Below are 19,913 nucleotides of genomic sequence, written 5' to 3' on the forward strand. Positions count from 1 at the left end.
TATACCTATATTCTCTCGGTCCCGCCCTTGGTCAGGCTAAGGAAAGTGCGAACAAGTATCCCACGAACAAAAAATGAAAATTTTAGTCATTTAATATCAATGGGTTACCAGTAAATGCTCTCGTGCCATATGACTTATTCGCACCTTCCCTAAGGACCCCACTATCCAGTCAAGTCGTCCAGATATAGGAGCTTGCTATGTTTATTGCAGATAAAACAGCCAAAAAACTATCACATGCGCACTATTTCCTGGGTCAAAAATGCGCATCTGGCCAAGGTATAGAACAAAGCTATCGTCTGGCATATCATCACTACCATAGAGCCGCCGCCGCAGGGCATCTCGGCGCTCAATACGAATTAGGATTGCTATATTTATCTGGCCTAGGTGTCACACAAAACACGGCCAAGGCCGCAACTTGGTACAAAAAATCCGCCATGCAAGGGTATGGCGAAGCACAATTATCCTTAGGTAAACTTTACCTCTCTGGCAGTGGTGTACCTCAGGACGACGAGCTGGCATATTACTGGCTGAGCAAGGCTGCAGCACAAGGAGTAAGGGAAGCATTATTGCAATTATGGAAAATAACCGAGAAGGACATTCCCCCTCCAGGATTCGATCTAGATAGTATGATTTCATATTACGAGTTGGATGACCTGGATGATCCCGACGTTCAATTTTGGCTGGGGATTCAAGCATCTTGTTTTATATACAGTCAGAGCACTCTCTTACAGCCAGCAACTTGGTTTAGTAAAGCAGCCAAACAAGGGCACCGATCTGCACAATATCGACTTGCTATTCACTACGCCCTTGGTCTTGGTGTTTCACAAAGCTCTTCTAAGGCTGATTTTTGGTATCATCAAGCTTCAACTCATGACAGTAGCCCGACATGGCAGCAGCTTTAATATATAGGCTCGTTAACAATCAGAACAATAAGCGATATCCAAAAATTTAGCGGCCAATAGCAAAAGAGTACAGCGATTACTCTCAATACGCTCACTCAGCTGCCTTTGTCAAAAGCACTTCCGAGTATAAATTTATTTTTGTGGAGGAAATCACGCTTTTACACTAAAAATAAAACACAAGTAGCCAAGATATGCATTGATGCGGCTTAAGATTATAAATCCCCCCCCCAGAAAGAGGACTATTTATGACTAAAGTAATCAGTAATCCGACAGTCATCATTAAACGAGGGACGCTCACTCCTGCTATTGAGATCGATCTCGACAGGATTACAGGACTGTATGCCAATGGGGGGTGGAATCAACTTGTTCAGTCATTCACTGCAAAATGGATAAAGCAACATCGTGTTACTGGTCCTGCTACCATATGGAAATTTGACACCTTTAGTATCTCATTTGGCCATCCGGGATACTCTGTTTTTATCGCGCAGTTTGGTCTTCCTGATTCATATCTTGAGGCATTACTGGATTATCTCACTGAAGAATTTGGGACCAGCGTTCGCTTGTCTGATTTTGTGCAACCCAGTTTACGAGAGGGGTGGGAGCCAAGAATACATATTCAGAACAATGAAGCATGGCAACAGGAAGACGAAATAGAGTGGTCAATGATTAACAGCTGATAAAAATGGATAAAAAATGAATAACATTGCTCTTCTTATCGCTGAAGCACCATGGTTTTCCCCAAAAGAAAATCATTCTCAAGCAAGCTGCACATCATATTTTCATGGTGTAAAAAGTATTGTTAATGGAAGACTAAATGAAGGAAAACTAAATATTTATGACTGTTCATTCTATGATGCAAAGTCTCTTGAGTATGCTGTTCAGCATTTAGTAAACACTAGTGAAAATAGACAGATAATGTATTTGGGAGCACATGGCGACGGTAATAGAATAGCAAAAGCCTCTCTAAAAAAAGTAAGTGAAACAATAAAAACAAATGGGAAAAACATTAAGGGGTTGATAATTAGCTCTTGCTGGGCAGCAAAAAGCAACACTCTTGAAGAGTCAATGGGATGGTCTTATAACATTGGCGAGCGAGCAGCTATAAATGAAAATTATGGTCCAAACTGGGTCTTTAGCTACAAAGTTCCCGTCTCTTGGTTTTTCTCTGCGATGATTGAAACATCAATTGTAAAAGTGTTCTCTGAAATATACATACGAAACCCTCAGCAATTAAATTCTAAAGCAGGGATTTTAAGTGCATTCTCCGAAGCACTCGGCATATTTGATCATTCTGCCATGTTAGGTTTTGACGATAACTTTAACTATGTTATTCCATTGAAAGACAGTATTAGAATTTGGGTAAGGGCTCAAGGGGCTCGAAACCCTCAGGATGCAACAATGGAGTTTTTTCGCTAAAATATTATGACGAATGTTAAATATATATTCAAGCTCGCTACTAATAACACTAGCACCATTAAAAATGGCAACCATTGGTTGCCATTTTTTATACACAGATACCCAACCAGCGATTAACCCGCCCGCTTGGCCAGCCAGGTTTCGGCGGCGACCAGTACGCCTTCGATCTGCTCGCGAGCGACGCCCCCCTTGGCGACCCGCTTGGCCAGGGTCGCCTCCAGCTCCAGGTTCGGGTAGACATCCTCCCCTACCACGGGGCTGAAGCGCTGGAACTCGGGGAGGGAGAGCTCCTCCAGGGGCTTTTTCACCTGGATCGCATAGACCACGGTCTCGCCGACGATATGGTGCGCCTCGCGGAACGGAATGCCCTTGGCCACCAGATAATCCGCCAGCTCGGTGGCATTGGCGTAACCGCCCTGGGCCGCCGCCTTGGTCCGCTCGCCATTGACCTTCAGATCGATCAGCACCAGCGCCGCCATGTCGAGGCAGTCGTGCCAGGTGTCGAGGGCGTCGAACAGCCCCTCTTTGTCTTCCTGCATGTCCTTGTTGTAGGCCAGCGGCAACGCCTTGAGGCTCATCAGCATGCCCATCTGGGCGCCGACCACCCGGCCGGTCTTGCCACGAATGAGCTCCAGCGCGTCCGGGTTCTTCTTCTGGGGCATCAGGGACGAGCCGGAGGTGACGGCGTCAGACAGCTCGACAAAGCCCGCCTCGCCGGTGTTGTAGAAGATAAGGTCTTCGGCAAAGCGCGACAGGTGGGTCATGGAGAGGGACGCCACGTGCATCAGCTCCACCACGTGATCCCGATCGGACACCGAATCCAGGCTGTTGCGGGTAGCGCCGGCAAAGCCCATGTCGAGCGCCAGGGCTTCGCGGTCGATGGCATAGGCGGTGCCCGCCAGGGCGCCGCAGCCGAGCGGGCTGGTGTCGAGGCGCTTGAGGGCATCCTGCAGACGGGAATGGTCCCGCTCCAGCATCTCCACATAGGCCAGGGCCCAGTGGGCGTAAGTGACCGGCTGGGCCCGCTGCAGGTGGGTGTAACCGGGCAGCACCGCGGCCTGGTTGGCACGGGCGGAGGCCACCAACCCCTGTTGCAGGGCGGTAATGGAGGCGAGCAGCAGTTCACCCTGTGCCTTGCACCAGAGTTTCAGGTCGGTGGCGACCTGATCGTTGCGCGAGCGACCGGTGTGCAGCTTCTTGCCAAGGGCGCCGACGGCGTCGATGAGCTGGCTCTCGACCCAGGAGTGGATGTCTTCGGCGTCCGAGCTGAGGATCTGCTGGGGATCCTGCTGCACGGAGGCGAGCAGTACCTCCATCGCCTGCTGCAACTGAGCCTGCTCACCCTCGGTCAACACCCCCACCTTGACCAGCGCTTTGGCCCAGGCCATGGAGCCTTGAATATCCTGCTCCGCCAGACGGTAATCGAACCGCAGCGAATCGTTGAACTGCTTGAACCGGCTATCGGCTCCCTGACTGAAGCGTCCACCCCAAAGTGCCATACTGCTCTCCTTGAATGCGTTGTCGGCGGCGCCTTGCGCCGTCGAACTTGAAATCTTGCCCTGTTTTTCTGCGAGCCTGTTATCTCACAGAAGCGGCCAGGGCGCAGCCGCTCTTGTCACACCCGATGAGGATGGCAAAGGGCCTCTCTGCCTGTAAAAGAGGGGGCCATGCCCCCTCGTATCAACGGGTGATAGCGCTTGCTTAGCCGTGGGTATGGTCGCCACCGATGGCTTGATGCTGCTCTTTCATGGCGCGGATCCGGCTCGCCAGGGTGTAGAGACGGATGAAGCCTTCGGCATGGCTCTGGTCGTACACTTCGTCGGCACCGAAGGTGGCGAAGTCTTCGGAGTAGAGGCTGTTCGGCGACTTCTTCTGCACCGCGGTGACCTGACCCTTGTACATCTTCAGCACCACTTCACCGTCGAGCTCCTCGGCGATGGCGTTGGCGGAGGCGACAATGGCCTTGCACAGCGGGGTGAACCAGCGACCGTCATACACCAGGTGGGAGAACTCGGCACCCAGCTTTTCCCGCCAGGCGCGGGTCGGTCTGTCCAGTACCAGCTCTTCCACGGCGCGCAGTGCGGCAACCATTACGGTACCACCCGGGGTCTCGTAGCAGCCACGGGACTTCATGCCCACCATCCGGTTCTCGGTGATGTCGATCCGGCCCACACCGTGCTTGCCGGCACGCTCGTTCAGGGTGGTCAGGATCTGGTGCGGGCTGAGCGGCTGGTCGTCAACGGCGACCACTTCGCCCTTGGCCACGGTCAGCTTGACGTATTCCGGCTCGTTCGGGGCATCCTCTGCAGAGACGGTCCACTGCCAGACGGCTTCGGACGGCTCGTTCCAGGTGCTCTCCAGCTCGCCACCCTCGGTGGAGATGTGCCAGGCGTTGGCGTCGCGGCTGTAGATCTTCTTCAGGGTCGCCTTGCAGGGGATGTTGCGGGCTTCCAGATAGGCCAGCAGATCTTCCCGGGAACGCATGTCCCACAACCGCCACGGGGCAATCACTTTCAGTTGGGGAGCCAGGGCAGCTACCGCCCCTTCGAACCGCACCTGGTCGTTGCCCTTGCCGGTGCAACCGTGGGAGATGGCATCAGCCCCTTCCGCCAGGGCAGCCTCGACCATCGCCTTGGCGATCACCGGACGGGCCATGGAGGTGCCCAGCAGGTAGGTACCTTCATAGACTGCACCGGTCTTCAGGGTCGGGTAGACATACTCTTTGACGAACTCTTCCCGCAGATCCTTGACGATGCACTTGACCGCGCCGGAGGCGATGGCCTTCTGCTCGATCCCTTCCAGATCGTCACGCTCCTGGCCCACGTCGGCAACGAAGGCGATGATTTCAGCGTCATAGTGCTCCTTCAGCCAGGGAATGATGGCCGAGGTATCCAGTCCGCCCGAGTAAGCCAGTACGATCTTGTTGATTCCGCTCATTTACTTCTCTCCGTGATGATTCGATAAAAAGGGGTGATTCCGGGTCGGTTGCCGGATTACTTCTGGCCCTGTCCGAACAGGGTCAGCAGCACGGCGTTCTGGATATGCATCCGGTTTTCTGCCTCATCCATGATGAGGGAGGCTGGGCCGTCCATGACCTCCGAGGTGATCTCCAGCTCCCGGTGGGCCGGCTGGCAGTGCAGCACGTGCTGGATGCCGGTCCGATCGAGCAGGGCCTGGTTGATCTGATAAGGCATGAAGATATCTTTTACCTGCTCCATTGGTGTGTTGTCACCCATGGAAACCCAGGTATCGGTATAAACCACGTCAAAGCCTTCGATATCCGCGACATCATCGCTGATATGTATGGTCGCGCCAGATTGAGCTGCCAGCGCCTGGGCCTGCAGGAAGATCTGGGTATCCGGGCCATGACCTTTAGGGCAGACCAGGGTCACGTCGGTGCCGAGGGTCGCCCCCAGCAGCAGCAGGGAGTGGCTCACGTTGTTGCCATCGCCGAGATAGGCCAGCTTCACCTTGGACAGATCGCTGTAGTGCTCGCTGATGGTCATGAAATCCGCCAGCCCCTGGCAGGGGTGGTAGAGGTTGCACAGGCTGTTGACCACAGGCACCGAGCCGAACTCGGCCAGCTCGACCAGAGTCTGGTGATCGAACACCCGGGCGACGATGGCGTCACACCAGCGGGACAGGTTGCTGGCGAAATCCTTCACCGACTCCCGCTTGCCGAGCGCCCCGTTCTGCTGATCCAGATAGACGCTGTGACCACCCAGTTTGGCGATGCCGATGTCGAAGGTGACCCGGGTGCGCAGGGAGGGCTTCTCGAACAGGGTGACCACGCTCTTGCCCGCCAGGGCCTGGCTGTATTTCTTCGGATCGGCCTTGACCGCCTTGCCAAGCGCCAGCAGCGCCTCGATCTGGGCCTTGCTTAAATCACTGTCTTTCAGAAGATGTTGCATCGGATTGTCCTTTTCCCGGTGGAGATCAGAGGGTGACCTGGGTGCCAACAGCGCCGCCAGCCAGCAGCTTGAGCAGCTGATCCGGGTAGCGCCAGCTGGCGACACAGACCGGCTTGCCCAGGGTCTCTGCGGCGTGCAGGGCGGCTTTCACCTTGACGGCCATGCCGTCCGTGATAACTCCCTTCTCCATCAGGTCCAGCGCGCTCTGCTTGTCCAGTTGCGGCACCAGCTTGCCCTTGCCATCCAGAATGCCGCTCACATCCGACAGCATTACCAGATCGGCGCCCAGCGCTTCGGCGATGGCGGTGGCCGCCTGATCCGCATTGACGTTCATCATCTGTCCGTCGGCGGTGATGCCGATGGAGCTCACCACCGGCAGGAAGCCCTGTCCCAGGATGCCGGCCACCAGCGCCGGGTTGCCCGGTTTGCAGTCACCGACCGCACCGAGATCCGGATCGAGCTGGGTCACCTGGCACAGACCGCCGTCGGCGAGGCACAGACCCACAGCAGGAATGCCGGTGGAGATGGCCTTGGCCATCATCATCTTGTTGGCGGTCCCGGCCAGGGCACCGGCAATCACGGGGATCTGCTCGAACGGGGTCACCCGCAGGCCGTTCTTCTTGGTGGAGGTCATGCCCAGCCCCTTGAGCAGGTCGTCCACCAGGCAGCCACCACCGTGCACCAGCACCAGAGGACGGTGCTGATCATCCAGGAAGGTCTTCAGGGTGGCGAACAGGGCGGTCAGGGCCTCGTCGTTCTCGATCAGGGCACCACCCAACTTGATTACCAGCGTCTGCTTGTCCATCTTCTCGATCCTTTCTTAAAGCGTTAAATCAGGCCGGTGGCCGGTTCAAAACCAAACTTGATATTTATGCACTGCATGGCTTGCGAGGCGGCCCCCTTGAGCAGGTTGTCGATGGCAGAAACCACCACCAGCATGTTGCCCTGCTGCTGCCAGGCGATGTCGCAGTAGGGCGTGCTCGCCACGCCGCGGATGGAGGGCATCTGGCCGGTGAGGCGTACCAGCGGCTTGCCTTCGTAGGCCTTGAGGTAGGCCTGATCCACCTGGGTGTGCGTCACCCCTTCCGCCAGTTGCACATAGATGGTGGCCAGGATGCCCCGCACATAGTTGCCGAGGTGGGGCTGGAACAGCACTTCCTTGCCAAGGTGGTGGCTGATCTCCGGCTGGTGCCTGTGATTGAAGGTGCCGTAGGGATTGAGGCTCACTTCGCAGAAACTGGTGTTGATGGCGGCCTTGCGACCGGCCCCGGAGACGCCGGAAACCGCATTGATGATGGGCTGCCATCCCTGAGCAATCAGCCCGGCCTGTTGCAGCGGCTTGAGGGCGCACAGGGAGGCGGTCGGGTAGCATCCCGGCACGGCAATCAGCTGGGCGGCCTTGACGGCATCGGCATTCCACTCGGCCAGACCGTAGGCGGCCTGCTCCAGCCACTGCTCATTCTCGTGAGTGAAGCCGTAGAAGGAGGAGTAGAACTGCTGATCGTTGACCCGGAAGGCACCGGAGAGATCGAACACCGGCAACCCCTTGGCCAGGAACTTGGGCGCGAGTTCCGCACTCACCTCGTGAGCAGTGGCCAGCACCACCAGATCGGCCTGGGTCAGGATCCGGGTCATGCCGTCTTCGTCCAGGGGCAGCAGCGGCTGATCCAGCTTGCCCACCCATTGGGGATGCAGGGAAGAGAAGCGCTTGTGGGCGTCCTGGCTGCCGGCGGAAACATAGAGGCCGAACAGCTCGAGTTGTGGATGGTTCTGGACCAGAGCGGCCAGTTCGGCCCCCGCGTAGCCACTGGCACCGACGATAACGGTCTTAAGCATGTTTGAGTATTCCAAGTCTGGGTTCGAAATTCACAGCATGGTGCTGCGGTGCAAGGGGTCGGCTATCGCCCCTTTAATGCAACGAGTGCGGAGGGGCAATTCAGGCGGATATGCGTCGTCGGTTACAGATCAGGTGACAGAACATTAACTTTCCCTTACAACTAGAGGCCTTGTCGATGAGCACTTGAATAGAATATTAATGCACTCACTTTGCATTTGTATTTTCTAACAGAAACACTCCGGGGACGCAAGGAGGAGCTGATGGCTAAACTGGATTTTTTTTCACTTTATAAGAATATTATTGCGATTCCCTCTATCAGCAGCACGGATACTCGCTGGGATCAGAGCAATGAGGCGGTAATCCGGCTGCTGGCCGACTGGTTCGGCCAGCTTGGATTCCAGTGCGAGGTGACGGCCCTGCCGGATCTGCCGGGCAAGTTCAACCTGGTGGCAACCTATGGTCAGGGAGAAGGGGGGCTGCTGCTCGCAGGTCACACGGATACGGTTCCCTTCGATGAAGGAGCCTGGACCAAAGACCCCTTCAAGGTGACCGAAGAGGGCAACCGCCTGTACGGGCTCGGCACCATCGACATGAAGGGCTTCTTCGCCTTTATCGTGGAAGCGCTCAAGGAGGTCGACCTCAAGACCCTGAGCAAACCGCTGCGCATTCTTGCCACCGCCGATGAAGAGACCACCATGGCCGGGGCCCGCGCTATCGCCGCCGCAGCCGAACTCAAACCCGACTACGCGGTGATCGGCGAACCCACCGGGCTGGTGCCCGTGGTGGCCCACAAAGGCCACATGTCGGAAGCCATTCGCATCACAGGCCGAAGCGGCCACAGTTCGGATCCCGCCAACGGCGTCAATGCCATGGAGATCATGCACAAGGCCATGGGTCAGGTGCTCAAGCTGCAGCGGGATCTGAAGGAGAAGTACGCGGATCACCGCTTCGCCGTGCCCCAGCCCACCCTGAACCTCGGCTACATCCAGGGGGGCGACAGCCCAAACCGCATCTGCGGCTGCTGCGAGCTGCACATCGACATGCGCCCCACCCCGCAGGTGGGCCCCGACGAGCTGATGGGCATGTTGAAAGAGGCGCTCTCCCCCATCGAGATCCACCAGCCCGGCTGCCTGCACCTGCAGCACCTGCACGAACCCATTCCAGCCTATGCCTGCCAGGATGACTCCGAGCTGGTGCGGGAGGCGGAAAAGGCGAGCGGCCGGGCCGCCGAGTCCGTGAACTATTGCACCGAAGCCCCCTTTATCCAGCAGCTGGGTTGCGAGACCATAGTGATGGGCCCAGGCCATATCACCCAGGCCCACCAGCCCGATGAATACCTGGATCTGTCGTTCGTCAAACCGACCACGGCGGTGCTGCAGCACCTGATCCGGCGCTTCTGCGTCTAGCCAAATAGGGATGTAAGTAAGTTACATGACAGGCGCCTTGGGACAGGTGAGGGAAATACATGTTCTGAATCGGCTTGTTATTTGACCTTGCGCAGACAATCTGGGTAGATTGTCCCCCTAAGATGACGGAGCATATGTTGTAATCGCACAACAATAAGTGAGGTCGCCTCCCGCCTGGAAGGTCAGGAGGCACCAACAAAATAAGGATGTGGAATGAACGAAAAGTACGCCGCACTACGGGCCAACGTAGGCATGTTGGGCCAACTGCTGGGTAAATCCATCAAGGATCATCAGGGGCAGGCCTTCCTCGACAAGATTGAGACCATTCGCCAACTGGCCAAGTCTTCCCGCAAGGGGAACGAGGCAGACAGAGAGCGCCTGCTCGACACCCTGCGTACCCTCTCCGATGACGAACTGCTGCCCGTGGCCCGTGCCTTCAGCCAGTTCCTCAACCTGGCGAACGTGGCGGAGCAGTTCCACACCATCTCCCGTCGCTGCGAAGAGCAGGTCTGCACCCCGGACCCGCTGGAGCAGATGTTCGACAAGCTGAAAGCCTCCAACCTGTCCCAGGAGGCCATCATCCAGGCCGTGCGCGAGCTGGACATCGATCTGGTGCTGACCGCTCACCCCACCGAGGTGACCCGTCGTACCCTGATCCACAAGCACGTGCAGCTCAACGACTGCCTCGAGGCCCTGGAACTCTCCGATCTGCTGCCCCGCGAGCGGGACAAGATCCAGAGTCGCATCGAGCAGCTGGTCAACCAGGCCTGGCACACCAACGAGATCCGCGAACAGCGCCCGACCCCGGTGGACGAAGCCAAGTGGGGCTTCGCCGTGGTGGAAAACAGCCTGTGGCCGGCCATCCCCGAATTCATGCGCAATCTGGACGAGCGCCTGCAACACCATCTGGGTGTGCGGCTGCCGCTGGACGCCGCGCCGGTCAAGTTCACCTCCTGGATGGGCGGTGACCGCGACGGCAACCCCTTCGTCACCGCCAAGGTGACCGCCGAAGTGCTGGAGCTGGGCCGCTGGATGGCGGTGAGCCTGTTCTACAAAGACATCAAGGAGCTCACCTCCGAGCTCTCCATGGCCGATTGCACCGACGCCGTGCGTGCCCGGGTCGGTGATAACCCGGAACCCTATCGCGCCCTGGTGCGTGAGCTGCGCGAGCAGCTGCGCGAGACCCAGGAGTACCTGACCGCCAAGGTACAGGGCCAGGCGAGCGAGAGCCGGGATCTGGTCAAGAGCACCGCCCAGCTGCGCGAGCCCCTGGAGCTCTGCTACCACTCCCTGCACGCCTGCGGCATGGGCAACATCGCCGACGGCATGCTGCTGGACGTGCTGCGCAAGCTGGCCTGCTTCGGCATCCACCTGGTCAAGCTGGACATCCGTCAGGATGGCGAGCGTCACGGCCAGGTCTTCTCCGAGCTGACCCGCTACCTGGGTGTGGGCGACTACGCCGAGTGGAGCGAAGAGGACAAGCAGGCCTTCCTGCTGCGCGAGCTGAACTCCCGCCGCCCCCTCATCCCGAGCGACTGGGATCCCAGTGCCGAGACCCGCGAGACCATCGACACCTGTCGCGTCATCGCCCAGCACGACCCCGATGCGTTCGGCATCTACATCATTTCCATGGCCGGTGCCCCGTCCGATGTCTTGGCGGTCCAGCTGTTGCTGAAGGAAGCCGGCTGCAAGTTCCGCATGCCGGTTGCCCCGCTGTTCGAGACCCAGGAAGACCTGATGGCGGGCACCGCCGTGATGGAACGCCTGCTGTCGGTGGACTGGTATCGCGGTTACATCCAGGGCCGTCAGTACGTGATGATCGGCTACTCCGACTCTGCCAAGGATGCGGGCATGATGGCCGCAGGCTGGGCCCAGTACGCCGCCATGGAATCCCTGGTGGCGCTGGCTGAAGCCAACAACATCCGCCTCACCCTGTTCCATGGCCGCGGCGGTACCGTCGGCCGTGGCGGCGCCCCCGCCCATCAGGCGATCCTGTCGCAACCCCCGGGATCCCTGCGCGGCGGCCTGCGGGTCACCGAACAGGGGGAGATGATCCGCTTCAAGTTCGGCCTGCCGAAAGTGGCCATCCAGAGCCTGAACCTCTACACCAGCGCCGTGCTGGAGGGGAACCTGCTGCCGCCGCCCAAGCCGAAAGAGAGCTGGCGCGCCGTGATGGAGCAGCTGGCGTCTGTCTCCTGCGATCACTACCGCAGTATCGTGCGCGGTCACCCGGACTTCGTGCCCTACTTCCGTGCCGCCACCCCGGAGATGGAGCTCGGCAAGCTGCCGCTTGGTTCCCGCCCCGCCAAGCGCAAGCCCAACGGCGGTGTCGAGAGCCTGCGCGCCATCCCCTGGATCTTCGCCTGGACCCAGAACCGGCTGATGCTGCCGGCCTGGCTCGGCGCCCACAAGGGATTGCAACAGGCCATCGACGACGGCCAGAAGAGCGTGCTGGACGAGATGAGCCGCCAGTGGCCCTTCTTCCGCACCCGTCTCGAAATGCTGGAGATGGTGTTCCTCAAGGCCGACCTCTGGCTGGCGGAATACTATGACACCCGCCTGGTGCCGGAGAACCTGTGGGCACTCGGCAAGCAGCTGCGTCAGGAGCTTGCCGACTCCATCGAGGTGGTGCTGAAACTGCGCCCGCAGGGCGACCTGCTGGACGATCAGCCTTGGATCAAGGAGTCCATCAAGCTGCGCAACCCCTACACCGACCCGCTCAACGTGCTGCAGGCCGAGCTGCTCAATCGCTCCCGCAACCACCCGGAGACCCTGCACCCCGAGCTGGATCAGGCGCTGATGGTCACCATCGCCGGCATCGCCGCCGGCATGCGCAACACCGGCTGATCCTGGACCGTTGCAAACAAGGGCGCCTCAGCGCCCTTTTTCGTCTCTGCCGGGCACGGGGATCCCGATATTCCCGCCAGCCCCCCCCTCTAAGGGAAAAAAACATCCACAACAAACAGGGCGCCATGATGGTGCCCTGTTTTATTTCGCGATATAGCCTCTCATCAGGAGACCTGGTTGCTACCCCGACGTTTTGCCTCGTAAAGTCGCTGGTCCACGCACTGAAGCCAGTCATCCATGCGCCTGTAACTCATCTGATAGGGCGTGAGCCCCACGCTGATGGTGACGGTGATCGCCTGGTGCTGGTACAGGAAGGTGTGCTGCTCCACCTGGCGCCGGATGCGCTCCATGATGGTGTGGGCCTCCTCCAGGGTCGTGCCCCGCAGCAGCAGGATGAACTCCTCCCCGCCAAATCGCGCCACCAGATCCTTGCTGCGCACCGCCTGCATCAGGAGCCCCGCCAGCGACGCCAGCACGGCATCTCCGGCAAGGTGTCCATATACATCATTGATTTGCTTGAAAAAGTCGATATCTATCAAGGCCAGGCAGCAGGCCTCCCCTTCGGCGGGATGGTGCTGGACGTGATCCAGCAACACGTTTGCCTGCTGGAAAAAGCTGCTGCGGTTGGGCAGCTTGGTCAAGAAGTCGTGCTCGGCGTTGAAGCGCAGCACCCGCTCCATGTGGCTGCGCTCGTCCTCCAGGTTGCGGGCGTGGATAAGGGTGCCAAGGGCCGTGGTGAGGGGCTCGAGCAGGCTGACATGGGTCTCGTCAAAGCCACCCGGGCGGTTGGCCAGAGCGATCATGCCGATCGCCTCTCCCTTGTGGCGGATGGGAATGCCGAGGAAGCTCTCCAGGTGCGGATGACCACGGGGGGAGACACCGCGACTGGCTGGATGGCTCGGCAGATCGTTGCAGCACACCAGGGTATTGTGGGTCACCACGTGCCCAAACAGGTTGTCGAGCTTGCTGAAGATGAGCCCGCCCCGACTCTGGCGCTGCTGCTCATACCAGGCGTGGGTCGCCTCGTCCCAGGAGACATTGGAGATGGAGGGGACATAGAGACTGGGACGACCATCCTCGTACTGGATGATGCCGATGAAACCATAGGAGCTCTCGCTCACGCTCAGCAGCCGCTCGAAGACGGTGTCGCAGGCGGAGCCGAGATTGCGATCGAGCAGAAAACTCTGGTGCGCGGCCACCACGATGTCAAACAGCTGGCTCTGCTGCTCGACCCGCTGCTTGGCCATCACAGCCGAGGTAATGTCGTGCGCCAGCTTGACCACCCCCAGCAGGGTGCCTGCCTCGTCGCTCACGGGCATGTAGGTGGCATGGAGCCAGAGGGGGCTGCCACCTTGCCTGACCCGGCGAAACTCCCCCGACTGGATCTCGCCACCCAATACCTTCTGCCAGAAGAGATCATGCTCCGCCTGCAGATCCGGCGGCAACAGCATGAGATGGGACTGGCCCACCAGCGCTTCGGGGGGATAGCCCAGCATGTCGCAAAACAGGGGGTTGACCGACACCATGCGACCATCGAGATCGAACTCGACCATGCCATAGGCCCGATCAAGGGCGGTCAGCCTGGCAAGGGTCTCATATCGATCCATCGCGTCGAATATCGCGAGCGCAAAGTGCTGTGGTATTCATGGCTACGATTCCTTTCGATCGCCGGTGCATTACATTGGAATGCGGGGACAAGTGCCCAAATCATAGGATCCGGCACCTGGTTACGCTAACACAGGCCCCGATTGGGTGTGAAGACTGGTTCTTGCCACATCCGGCTCCCGGGCGCAGACTGTCTGGCCTTGCCACGGTTCGAGGAGACCCCATGACACCCGCCATCAACTTGCTGAAAAAGCTCAATATCCCCCACAGGCTCTACCCCTACGAGTGCGAAGCCCACGACGACTTCGGCAAGCATGCCGCTACCCAGCTGGGTCTGCCTGAGGCGCAGGTGTTCAAGACCCTGCTCACCCATCACGACAAGCAGGCGGTGGTGGCCATCGTGCCCTCCTCGGGCATGTGCAGCCTCAAGCAGCTCGCCAAGGCTACCGGGCTCAAGAAGGTGGAGATGATGAAGCCGGCGGAAGCCGAGAAGCTGACCGGCTACAAGGTGGGCGGCATCAGTCCCTTGGCCCAGAAGAAGCTGCTGCCCACCGTGCTGGACGACTCCGCCATGGCCTTCGACGAGATCCTGGTGAGCGGTGGCAAGCGGGGGCTCTCGGTCGGCGTGGCCCCCGGGGACATGGTTCGGCTGATGAACTGGATTGCGGCCCCCATCGGCGATCACCACGACTGAACAAACAGAAGAGGCACCATGACTGGCGCCTCTTGCGTCTGGATGTCGGATCTGGCGCCTTGCGGGCGAAGCGCCCAAGGAACCCGACCGGAAACCGCCCCGTCCCGGCGGGTGATCTGCCGCCCTCAGCACGCCGCAGAGCGGCAGGCGGCGGTCAGTTCGGAGAGTCGGCGACGCTGACGCCCGGCATGGTCGAAGTTGCCGTCCTCCAGCCAGCGCTCGAAGCACCCTTTCAGGGCGGGCCACTCGCTGTCGATGACGGAGAACCAGGCCGTATCCCGGTTGTGTCCCTTGTCCACCCGCGCCTGACGGAAGGTCCCCTCATAGTGAAAGCCCAGGCGCAGGGCCGCCTGGCGCGAAGGCAGGTTCAGGGCATTGCACTTCCACTCGTAGCGCCGGTATCCCAGAGCAAAGGCATTGGCCATCATCAACACCATGGCCGCCGTCGCCAGCCGTGACTGCTGCATGGCGGGGGAGAAGTGCAGCCAGCCCACCTCGATGCTGCCCGCCAGGGGATCGATGCGCAGGTAGCTCGCCAGCCCCAGCGCCCGTCCGCTCCCCTCGTCGATGATGCCGTAGAACTGGGGATCCCGCTTGGTGGCGACCTCCCGCAGCCAGACCCCCATGGCGGCCTCGTCCGCGAAAGGGCCGCTGGTCAGGTAGGTCCACATGGCCCCGCTGTCGGCACCGAACGCCTGCCACAGATCCCCCAGGTGGCGCTCGGGATCAAGGGGCTCGAGACGACAGCCCCAGCCATGCAGGGCGCGGTGGGGAGGGAACTCGGCGCCGCGCCATTCTGGCAGCGCACGCCCCAGAGGCTGCCCAAAGTCGTTGAAAAGGGCGGCGCCGGACAGAGAGGCGTCGCCCCCCTCATTGCAACGTTCAACAGGCACAGGCAATTCCCCCTTCCAGCAGCACTCCGGGCTCGCTGCCCGTGGCGACGGCGAAACCGTCCTGACGCCACCAGTGCAGACCCCCTATCAACTCCTTGACCTCAAACCCGAGGGACGCCAGCTTGTAGGCCCCCTGGGTCGAACCGTTGCAGCCGATGCCGTCGCAATAGCAGACATACACCAGGTTCCGGTCCAGTAACTCCGTGGTCGACGCTGTCATGGTCCTGTGGGGGAAGGAGATGGCGCCGGGAATGTGCCCCTCGGCATAGTGTGCGGGGGAGCGGGTATCGATGACCACGATCCCCGCCACCCCGGCCAGCAGATCGGCGGCCAGATCCGCCGGATCGGTACGAAACTTCAGTTGGGCCTCGAAAAAGGCGCTGGCTTCGGCGGCCCCTGCCACCCCTGTGCTCAATACATGACTCATCCTGAACGCTCCTGATGACTAGATGACGATCTCTGTGGTGACGACGGTGTTGACCGAGTTGGCGATGAAGCACTCCTCATGGGCCTGGTGGTGCAACTGCTCCAGGTCCGCCAGGGCGGGCTCCCGCTCTCCCCCGAAGATCACCCTGGGACGCAGGGTGACCCGGGTCATGGCGAGGCGACCTTGTCCGTTTTTCGCCATGATGCCGACCGCTTCGTCCCGGTAGCTCTCTAACCGATAGCCCGCCTTCGCCGCCAGCCAGAGGAAGGTGAGCATGTGGCAACTGGAGAGGGCCGCCACAAACGCCTCTTCCGGGTCCACATGTTCCGCCACCGAGTAAGGCAGCGGCACCACATGGGGAGAGGAGGAGGCCGGCACCCTGACCCCGCCATCAAACGCCCACTCATGGGCCCGGCTGTAACGCTGATCGACGAAGGGCTCGTGCTCCCCCCGCTGCCAACTGATGGTGGCACTGTATTCCGACATGCAGACTCCTTGTGTTGCCAATCCGTGCCGCCCGCTGGCGCCACCCTGTGACCACCAATGTAGCGACAAAATGGCCTTGCCACGCCGACCAATTTTGCCAATATGGGCAGACCAATTTCATCGAGCCGCCACCATGACCATCCACCCCACCCGCTCTGCCCGTCGGTCGCCAGCCCCACAGCCGCGCCATGCCCTGTGGGCAGGATCCCTGCCTCGAAAGGGGCGCAACCCCCGAGCCAACGGGAGCGCATCATGACCGTTCTGCCAACGCTCTTCGCCAGCCAGCAACAAGGGGATCTACCCCTGCACGAACAACTGGTGCGTACCCTGCGCGAGGCCATCCTGGCGGGCCACCTGCCCCTGCACAGCCGCCTGCCCGCCAGCCGTCTCCTGGCCCGGGATCTCGGTATCTCCCGCAGCACGGTGGAACTGGCCTATGGCCGGCTTGAGGCGGAGGGGTATCTGGTGCGCAAGGTGGGCGCCGGCAGCTTTGTCGCCCTGGCGGCGGTGCGCCCCGCGCCGCGCCCGCCCCAGTCAGCGGCTGGCCTCTCCCGTCGCGGCCAGGAGATGGCCCAGGGTGGCGCCTGTCACGACGTGCCCGAGGTGGGCACCACCTTTGCTTCCAGCCAGCCGGATCCCCGTCTCTTCCCCCAGGCACTCTGGGGTCGGCTGATGCAGCAACAGTGGCGCCAGCGCGCCAGCGACTGGATGAACTACGGGGATCCCCAGGGGCTTGGGGAACTTCGCGCCGCCATCAGCAGCTATCTGGTGCAGTCCCGCGGCGTGGTGTGCGAGCCGGATCAGATCCTGATCCTCACCAGCTCCCAGCAGGGGATCCTGCTGGCGACCCAGTTGCTCATCGATGCCGGTGACACCGTCTGGGTGGAAGACCCCGGTTATCCCGGGGCTCGCACCGCCATGGAGAGCGCCGGTGCCCGGGTGCATCCGGTGCCGGTGGATGAAGAGGGGCTCAACCCTCATGGGGATCATCCTGCACCGCGCCTCATCTACTGCACCCCGGCACACCAGTATCCCCTTGGCGTCCCCATGAGCCTGCCCCGCCGCATGGCGCTGCTGGCCGAGGCAGAGCGTCACGGCGCCTGGATCCTGGAGGACGATTACGACGGGGAGTACCAGTATGATCAGCGTCCCCTGCCCGCCCTGCAGGGGCTCGACGGCCAGGGGCGGGTGATCTATGTGGGCACCTTCAGCAAGGTGCTGTTCGGCTCGCTGCGCCTCGCCTACCTGGTGCTGCCCAGGCCGCTGATGGACTCCTTCTGCCGCGCCCGGGCCGCCGTCGACGGCCACAGCAACCAGTTGCAGCAAGCGGTCACGGCAGACTTCATCCGGGGCGGGCACTTCGCCACCCACCTGCGCCAGAGCCGCCTTCTCTACCAGAGCAGACGGGATCTGCTGCTGGCGGAACTGGCAGAGCACTGCCCGGGGCTCACCCCCATCAACAGCGGCGCCGGCCTGCAGTGCGCCGTGCTGCTGCCCCCCGGTGGCGAGGCGCGCTGGACCAATGCCGCCAATACCTGCGGGTTGGGGCTGCGCCATCTGGGCCAGTTCTACCTGGGCCCGCCGACACTGGAGGGGTGGCTGCTCGGCTTCGGCTGCCTCGACAACCAGACGCTGCGCCAACTCTGTCGTCGCCTGGGTCTCTTGATGAAATCCGCATGACCCCCTTCTCAAGAGGTCAGATCTGCCAGAGCCTGATAGCGCTGTGTCGACGGGAATGGCCCGTCTATACTGGGCACAATCCCGTTGCCGAACCCGGTCAAGATGCATCGAATCCTGCTCCTTTTGCTCGCCCTCTCCCTCCCGTCCCTCACGATGGCGGCCACCCGCTTCACCCTGATCACCGGGGAAACCCAACAGGATGTCCGCATGAATTATTACCGGGCGGCGATGCGGCTGGCGCTGGAGAAAACAAGGCCCGATTACGGCGACTATGAACTGCTCGACGCCATCAGGATGAACAAGGCGAGGATGCGGCTCGAAGTGCAAACGCCGGGCAAGAATACCCTCTTCATCGTCGACAGCTGGCCCCAGGAGATCCCTCAACCCGGCGTCAGCCTGGTCCCCTTCCCCATCGATCTGGGCGTGCTCGGCTACCGGGTCTGTTTTGTCGGCAGCGCCCGTGCCCAGGCACTGGCCGGGGTTCACACCCTGTCCCAGTTGCAGCAGTTCACGCAAGGGGTGGGCACCGGCTGGCGGGATGCCGACATCCTGCGCTACAACGGCTTCAGGGTGCAGGAGGTGGATAACTATGAGTCACTGTTTCGCCTGGTGGCCCGTGGCCGGATCGATCTCTTCTGCCGTGGTGCCAACGAGATATTGAGCGAGTGGAAAAACCACAGACCCGGCTTGCCGGGGCTGACCGTGGATAGCCATGTCGCCCTCTTCTATCCGCTCATCCACTCCCTCTACAGCCACGCCACCTACAGCAAGGAGCGCGAGCGCCTTTTGCGCGGCCTGCAACTGGCCTGGAAAGATGGCTCCCTGCAGCGCCTCTGGCGCCATCATTTCCAGCCTTCCCTGGTCTTTGCCCGGCTCGATTCACGCCAGATCTTCCGGCTGACCAACCCGCAGTTGCCCGACGAGAGCACCGACTACCGCGCCTATCTCTATGACCCGATGAGGGATGACTTTGGCATCGCTCCCTGACTGGCTCGCCGGTTCTCCCCTGTCAGGCAGGCTCCCCTTGCGCACTCTCTGCCTGGCGCTGCTGCTCTGGTTGCTGCCGACCTGCGTCATGGCCGCCCCCGGCAGCATTCGTGCCTGCATGGAGAACAGCGATTCGCCTCCCTGGTTGCTGATGTCCGGCGAGGGGATAGTGCAGTTCCACCTCAAGGAGGTGGCAAACCGGATCGGGCATCCCATCATTCTCACCCCCCTGCCCTGGAAACGCTGCCTCTCCCTCGTCAGCCAGGGCCAGCTCGATGCCGCCGTCAAGCTGAGCTACAGCGAAGAGCGTGCTCGCACCATAGGGGTCTACCCCATGCGACACGGAGCACCTGATCCCGCCAAGCGCCTGCTCACCGAGAGCTACAGCCTCTACCAGCCAAAAGGCGGACAGGTTCGCTGGGATGGCCGGCAGCTCGTCGCCCATGGCGTCATTGCGGCGCAGTCCGGTTTCTCCATCGTCGCCCAGCTGCAGGAGAGCGGTGTCAGGGTGGATGACTCCAGCAGGGAACCACTGATCCTGCTCAAGAAGGTCGCGATGCAGCGCGCCGTTGCCGCCGCCCTGCAAACCGGGGTCGCAGAACGGACCCTGGCCGCCCACCCGCAGTTGCAGGCCACACTCGAGCGGATCACCCCTCCCCTGGTCGAAAAACCCTACTACCTCATCTTCTCCCACCCCTTCCATCAAGCCCACCCCGATCTCAGCCAACAGGTGTGGGACGAGATTGAGGAGGTGCGACACTCCGCAGCCTATGCCCGCTTAGTCACAGGCATGGCGTCACAGGGGACCCCCTAACCCCAGAC

The 19,913-nt window shown here is 60.6% G+C and carries 18 protein-coding genes; 9 read left to right on the top strand and 9 right to left on the bottom strand.

Annotation, left to right across the window (positions count from 1 at the left end; translation table 11 throughout):
- Positions 1 to 197: 197 nt before the first annotated feature.
- The 3 genes from I6L36_RS09660 (at position 198) to I6L36_RS09670 (ending at position 2,318) form a co-directional block, all read left to right on the top strand.
- Entirely contained in the window at positions 198 to 902 is a 705-nt protein-coding gene (locus I6L36_RS09660) for a tetratricopeptide repeat protein (protein WP_216987112.1), read from the top strand.
- Positions 903 to 1,147: 245 nt separating this feature from the next.
- Positions 1,148 to 1,579 carry a hypothetical protein gene (locus I6L36_RS09665; protein WP_216987113.1) on the top strand — a complete coding sequence of 144 codons (432 nt, stop codon included), beginning with the start codon at positions 1,148 to 1,150 and terminating at the stop codon, positions 1,577 to 1,579.
- Positions 1,580 to 1,595: 16 nt separating this feature from the next.
- Positions 1,596 to 2,318, top strand: coding sequence for a hypothetical protein (locus I6L36_RS09670; RefSeq protein ID WP_216987114.1), 723 nt, complete (start codon positions 1,596 to 1,598; stop codon positions 2,316 to 2,318).
- A 113-nt stretch (positions 2,319 to 2,431) separates the two neighbouring features.
- Here the strand turns inward: I6L36_RS09670 and argH are convergent, their stop codons facing one another.
- From argH to argC, 5 genes are all read right to left on the bottom strand, one after another.
- Positions 2,432 to 3,817 (bottom strand): argininosuccinate lyase, encoded by a 1,386-nt coding sequence (gene argH / locus I6L36_RS09675; RefSeq protein ID WP_216987115.1) that lies wholly within the window; start codon positions 3,815 to 3,817, stop codon positions 2,432 to 2,434.
- 202 nt (positions 3,818 to 4,019) lie between these two features.
- Complete coding sequence (locus tag I6L36_RS09680) at positions 4,020 to 5,255, bottom strand: argininosuccinate synthase (RefSeq protein ID WP_010675687.1); 1,236 nt, start codon at positions 5,253 to 5,255, stop codon at positions 4,020 to 4,022.
- 56 nt (positions 5,256 to 5,311) lie between these two features.
- A complete protein-coding gene (locus I6L36_RS09685) occupies positions 5,312 to 6,229 on the bottom strand; it encodes an ornithine carbamoyltransferase (RefSeq protein ID WP_010675688.1) in 918 nt (305 codons plus the stop codon).
- Positions 6,230 to 6,254: 25 nt separating this feature from the next.
- The gene (gene argB, locus I6L36_RS09690; protein WP_010675689.1) at positions 6,255 to 7,034 is read right to left on the bottom strand and encodes an acetylglutamate kinase; all 780 of its coding nucleotides are present in this window, start codon (positions 7,032 to 7,034) and stop codon (positions 6,255 to 6,257) included.
- A gap of 23 nt (positions 7,035 to 7,057) precedes the next feature.
- Complete coding sequence (argC, locus tag I6L36_RS09695; RefSeq protein WP_042864921.1) at positions 7,058 to 8,065, bottom strand: N-acetyl-gamma-glutamyl-phosphate reductase; 1,008 nt, start codon at positions 8,063 to 8,065, stop codon at positions 7,058 to 7,060.
- Positions 8,066 to 8,326: 261 nt separating this feature from the next.
- Here argC and argE point away from each other — a divergent pair, with 261 nt between their 5' ends.
- Together argE and ppc are read left to right on the top strand one after the other, a co-directional pair.
- Positions 8,327 to 9,472 (top strand): acetylornithine deacetylase, encoded by a 1,146-nt coding sequence (gene argE, locus I6L36_RS09700; RefSeq protein ID WP_052815516.1) that lies wholly within the window; start codon positions 8,327 to 8,329, stop codon positions 9,470 to 9,472.
- 213 nt (positions 9,473 to 9,685) lie between these two features.
- Positions 9,686 to 12,319 carry a phosphoenolpyruvate carboxylase gene (gene ppc, locus I6L36_RS09705; RefSeq protein WP_010675692.1) on the top strand — a complete coding sequence of 878 codons (2,634 nt, stop codon included), beginning with the start codon at positions 9,686 to 9,688 and terminating at the stop codon, positions 12,317 to 12,319.
- 164 nt (positions 12,320 to 12,483) lie between these two features.
- Here ppc and I6L36_RS09710 read toward each other — a convergent pair whose 3' ends face one another.
- Entirely contained in the window at positions 12,484 to 13,926 is a 1,443-nt protein-coding gene (locus I6L36_RS09710; RefSeq protein ID WP_216987116.1) for a sensor domain-containing diguanylate cyclase, read from the bottom strand.
- Positions 13,927 to 14,147: 221 nt separating this feature from the next.
- Between I6L36_RS09710 and ybaK the strand changes: the two genes are divergently transcribed.
- Complete coding sequence (gene ybaK, locus I6L36_RS09715) at positions 14,148 to 14,618, top strand: Cys-tRNA(Pro) deacylase (protein ID WP_109112167.1); 471 nt, start codon at positions 14,148 to 14,150, stop codon at positions 14,616 to 14,618.
- Between the two features lie 125 nt (positions 14,619 to 14,743).
- On the opposite strand, the gene I6L36_RS09720 is transcribed toward ybaK, so the two are convergent.
- The 3 genes from I6L36_RS09720 to I6L36_RS09730 are packed head-to-tail and all read right to left on the bottom strand — an operon-like array spanning position 14,744 to position 16,424.
- Positions 14,744 to 15,511: a GNAT family N-acetyltransferase gene (locus I6L36_RS09720; protein ID WP_232090081.1), complete on the bottom strand. Its 768-nt coding sequence runs from the start codon at positions 15,509 to 15,511 to the stop codon at positions 14,744 to 14,746.
- On the bottom strand, positions 15,501 to 15,938 hold the full coding sequence (locus tag I6L36_RS09725; RefSeq protein WP_109112166.1) for a rhodanese-like domain-containing protein: 438 nt from the start codon (positions 15,936 to 15,938) through the stop codon (positions 15,501 to 15,503). The genes I6L36_RS09720 and I6L36_RS09725 overlap by 11 nt, the downstream gene beginning before the upstream one ends.
- Before the next feature lie 18 nt (positions 15,939 to 15,956).
- Positions 15,957 to 16,424: an OsmC family protein gene (locus I6L36_RS09730; protein WP_216987117.1), complete on the bottom strand. Its 468-nt coding sequence runs from the start codon at positions 16,422 to 16,424 to the stop codon at positions 15,957 to 15,959.
- A 252-nt stretch (positions 16,425 to 16,676) separates the two neighbouring features.
- On the opposite strand from I6L36_RS09730, the gene I6L36_RS09735 reads away from it, so the two are divergent.
- The 3 genes from I6L36_RS09735 to I6L36_RS09745 all read left to right on the top strand — a co-directional run bounded on the left by I6L36_RS09735 (position 16,677) and on the right by I6L36_RS09745 (position 19,905).
- Positions 16,677 to 18,104: a PLP-dependent aminotransferase family protein gene (locus I6L36_RS09735; protein ID WP_109112164.1), complete on the top strand. Its 1,428-nt coding sequence runs from the start codon at positions 16,677 to 16,679 to the stop codon at positions 18,102 to 18,104.
- Positions 18,105 to 18,206: 102 nt separating this feature from the next.
- Positions 18,207 to 19,091, top strand: a complete 885-nt coding sequence (locus tag I6L36_RS09740; RefSeq protein WP_254052370.1) for a hypothetical protein — start codon at positions 18,207 to 18,209, stop codon at positions 19,089 to 19,091.
- Positions 19,075 to 19,905, top strand: coding sequence for an ABC transporter substrate-binding protein (locus tag I6L36_RS09745; RefSeq protein WP_254203472.1), 831 nt, complete (start codon positions 19,075 to 19,077; stop codon positions 19,903 to 19,905). The genes I6L36_RS09740 and I6L36_RS09745 overlap by 17 nt, the downstream gene beginning before the upstream one ends.
- Positions 19,906 to 19,913 lie beyond the last annotated feature (8 nt).

Origin of the sequence: Aeromonas sp. FDAARGOS 1406, assembly GCF_019048565.1 — a bacterium.
GTDB classification, from domain to species: Bacteria; Pseudomonadota; Gammaproteobacteria; order Enterobacterales; family Aeromonadaceae; genus Aeromonas; species Aeromonas caviae.

Coding starts and splice junctions, on each gene's coding strand:
- ppc (WP_010675692.1), top strand. CDS start 9,686: ATGAACGAAAAGTACGCCGCACTACGGGCCAACGTAGGCATGTTGGGC.
- argB (WP_010675689.1), bottom strand. CDS start 7,034: ATGGACAAGCAGACGCTGGTAATCAAGTTGGGTGGTGCCCTGATCGAG.
- ybaK (WP_109112167.1), top strand. CDS start 14,148: ATGACACCCGCCATCAACTTGCTGAAAAAGCTCAATATCCCCCACAGG.
- argC (WP_042864921.1), bottom strand. CDS start 8,065: ATGCTTAAGACCGTTATCGTCGGTGCCAGTGGCTACGCGGGGGCCGAA.
- argE (WP_052815516.1), top strand. CDS start 8,327: ATGGCTAAACTGGATTTTTTTTCACTTTATAAGAATATTATTGCGATT.
- I6L36_RS09670 (WP_216987114.1), top strand. CDS start 1,596: ATGAATAACATTGCTCTTCTTATCGCTGAAGCACCATGGTTTTCCCCA.
- argH (WP_216987115.1), bottom strand. CDS start 3,817: ATGGCACTTTGGGGTGGACGCTTCAGTCAGGGAGCCGATAGCCGGTTC.
- I6L36_RS09710 (WP_216987116.1), bottom strand. CDS start 13,926: ATGGATCGATATGAGACCCTTGCCAGGCTGACCGCCCTTGATCGGGCC.
- I6L36_RS09730 (WP_216987117.1), bottom strand. CDS start 16,424: ATGTCGGAATACAGTGCCACCATCAGTTGGCAGCGGGGGGAGCACGAG.
- I6L36_RS09725 (WP_109112166.1), bottom strand. CDS start 15,938: ATGAGTCATGTATTGAGCACAGGGGTGGCAGGGGCCGCCGAAGCCAGC.
- I6L36_RS09665 (WP_216987113.1), top strand. CDS start 1,148: ATGACTAAAGTAATCAGTAATCCGACAGTCATCATTAAACGAGGGACG.
- I6L36_RS09740 (WP_254052370.1), top strand. CDS start 18,207: ATGCATCGAATCCTGCTCCTTTTGCTCGCCCTCTCCCTCCCGTCCCTC.
- I6L36_RS09660 (WP_216987112.1), top strand. CDS start 198: ATGTTTATTGCAGATAAAACAGCCAAAAAACTATCACATGCGCACTAT.
- I6L36_RS09680 (WP_010675687.1), bottom strand. CDS start 5,255: ATGAGCGGAATCAACAAGATCGTACTGGCTTACTCGGGCGGACTGGAT.
- I6L36_RS09735 (WP_109112164.1), top strand. CDS start 16,677: ATGACCGTTCTGCCAACGCTCTTCGCCAGCCAGCAACAAGGGGATCTA.
- I6L36_RS09685 (WP_010675688.1), bottom strand. CDS start 6,229: ATGCAACATCTTCTGAAAGACAGTGATTTAAGCAAGGCCCAGATCGAG.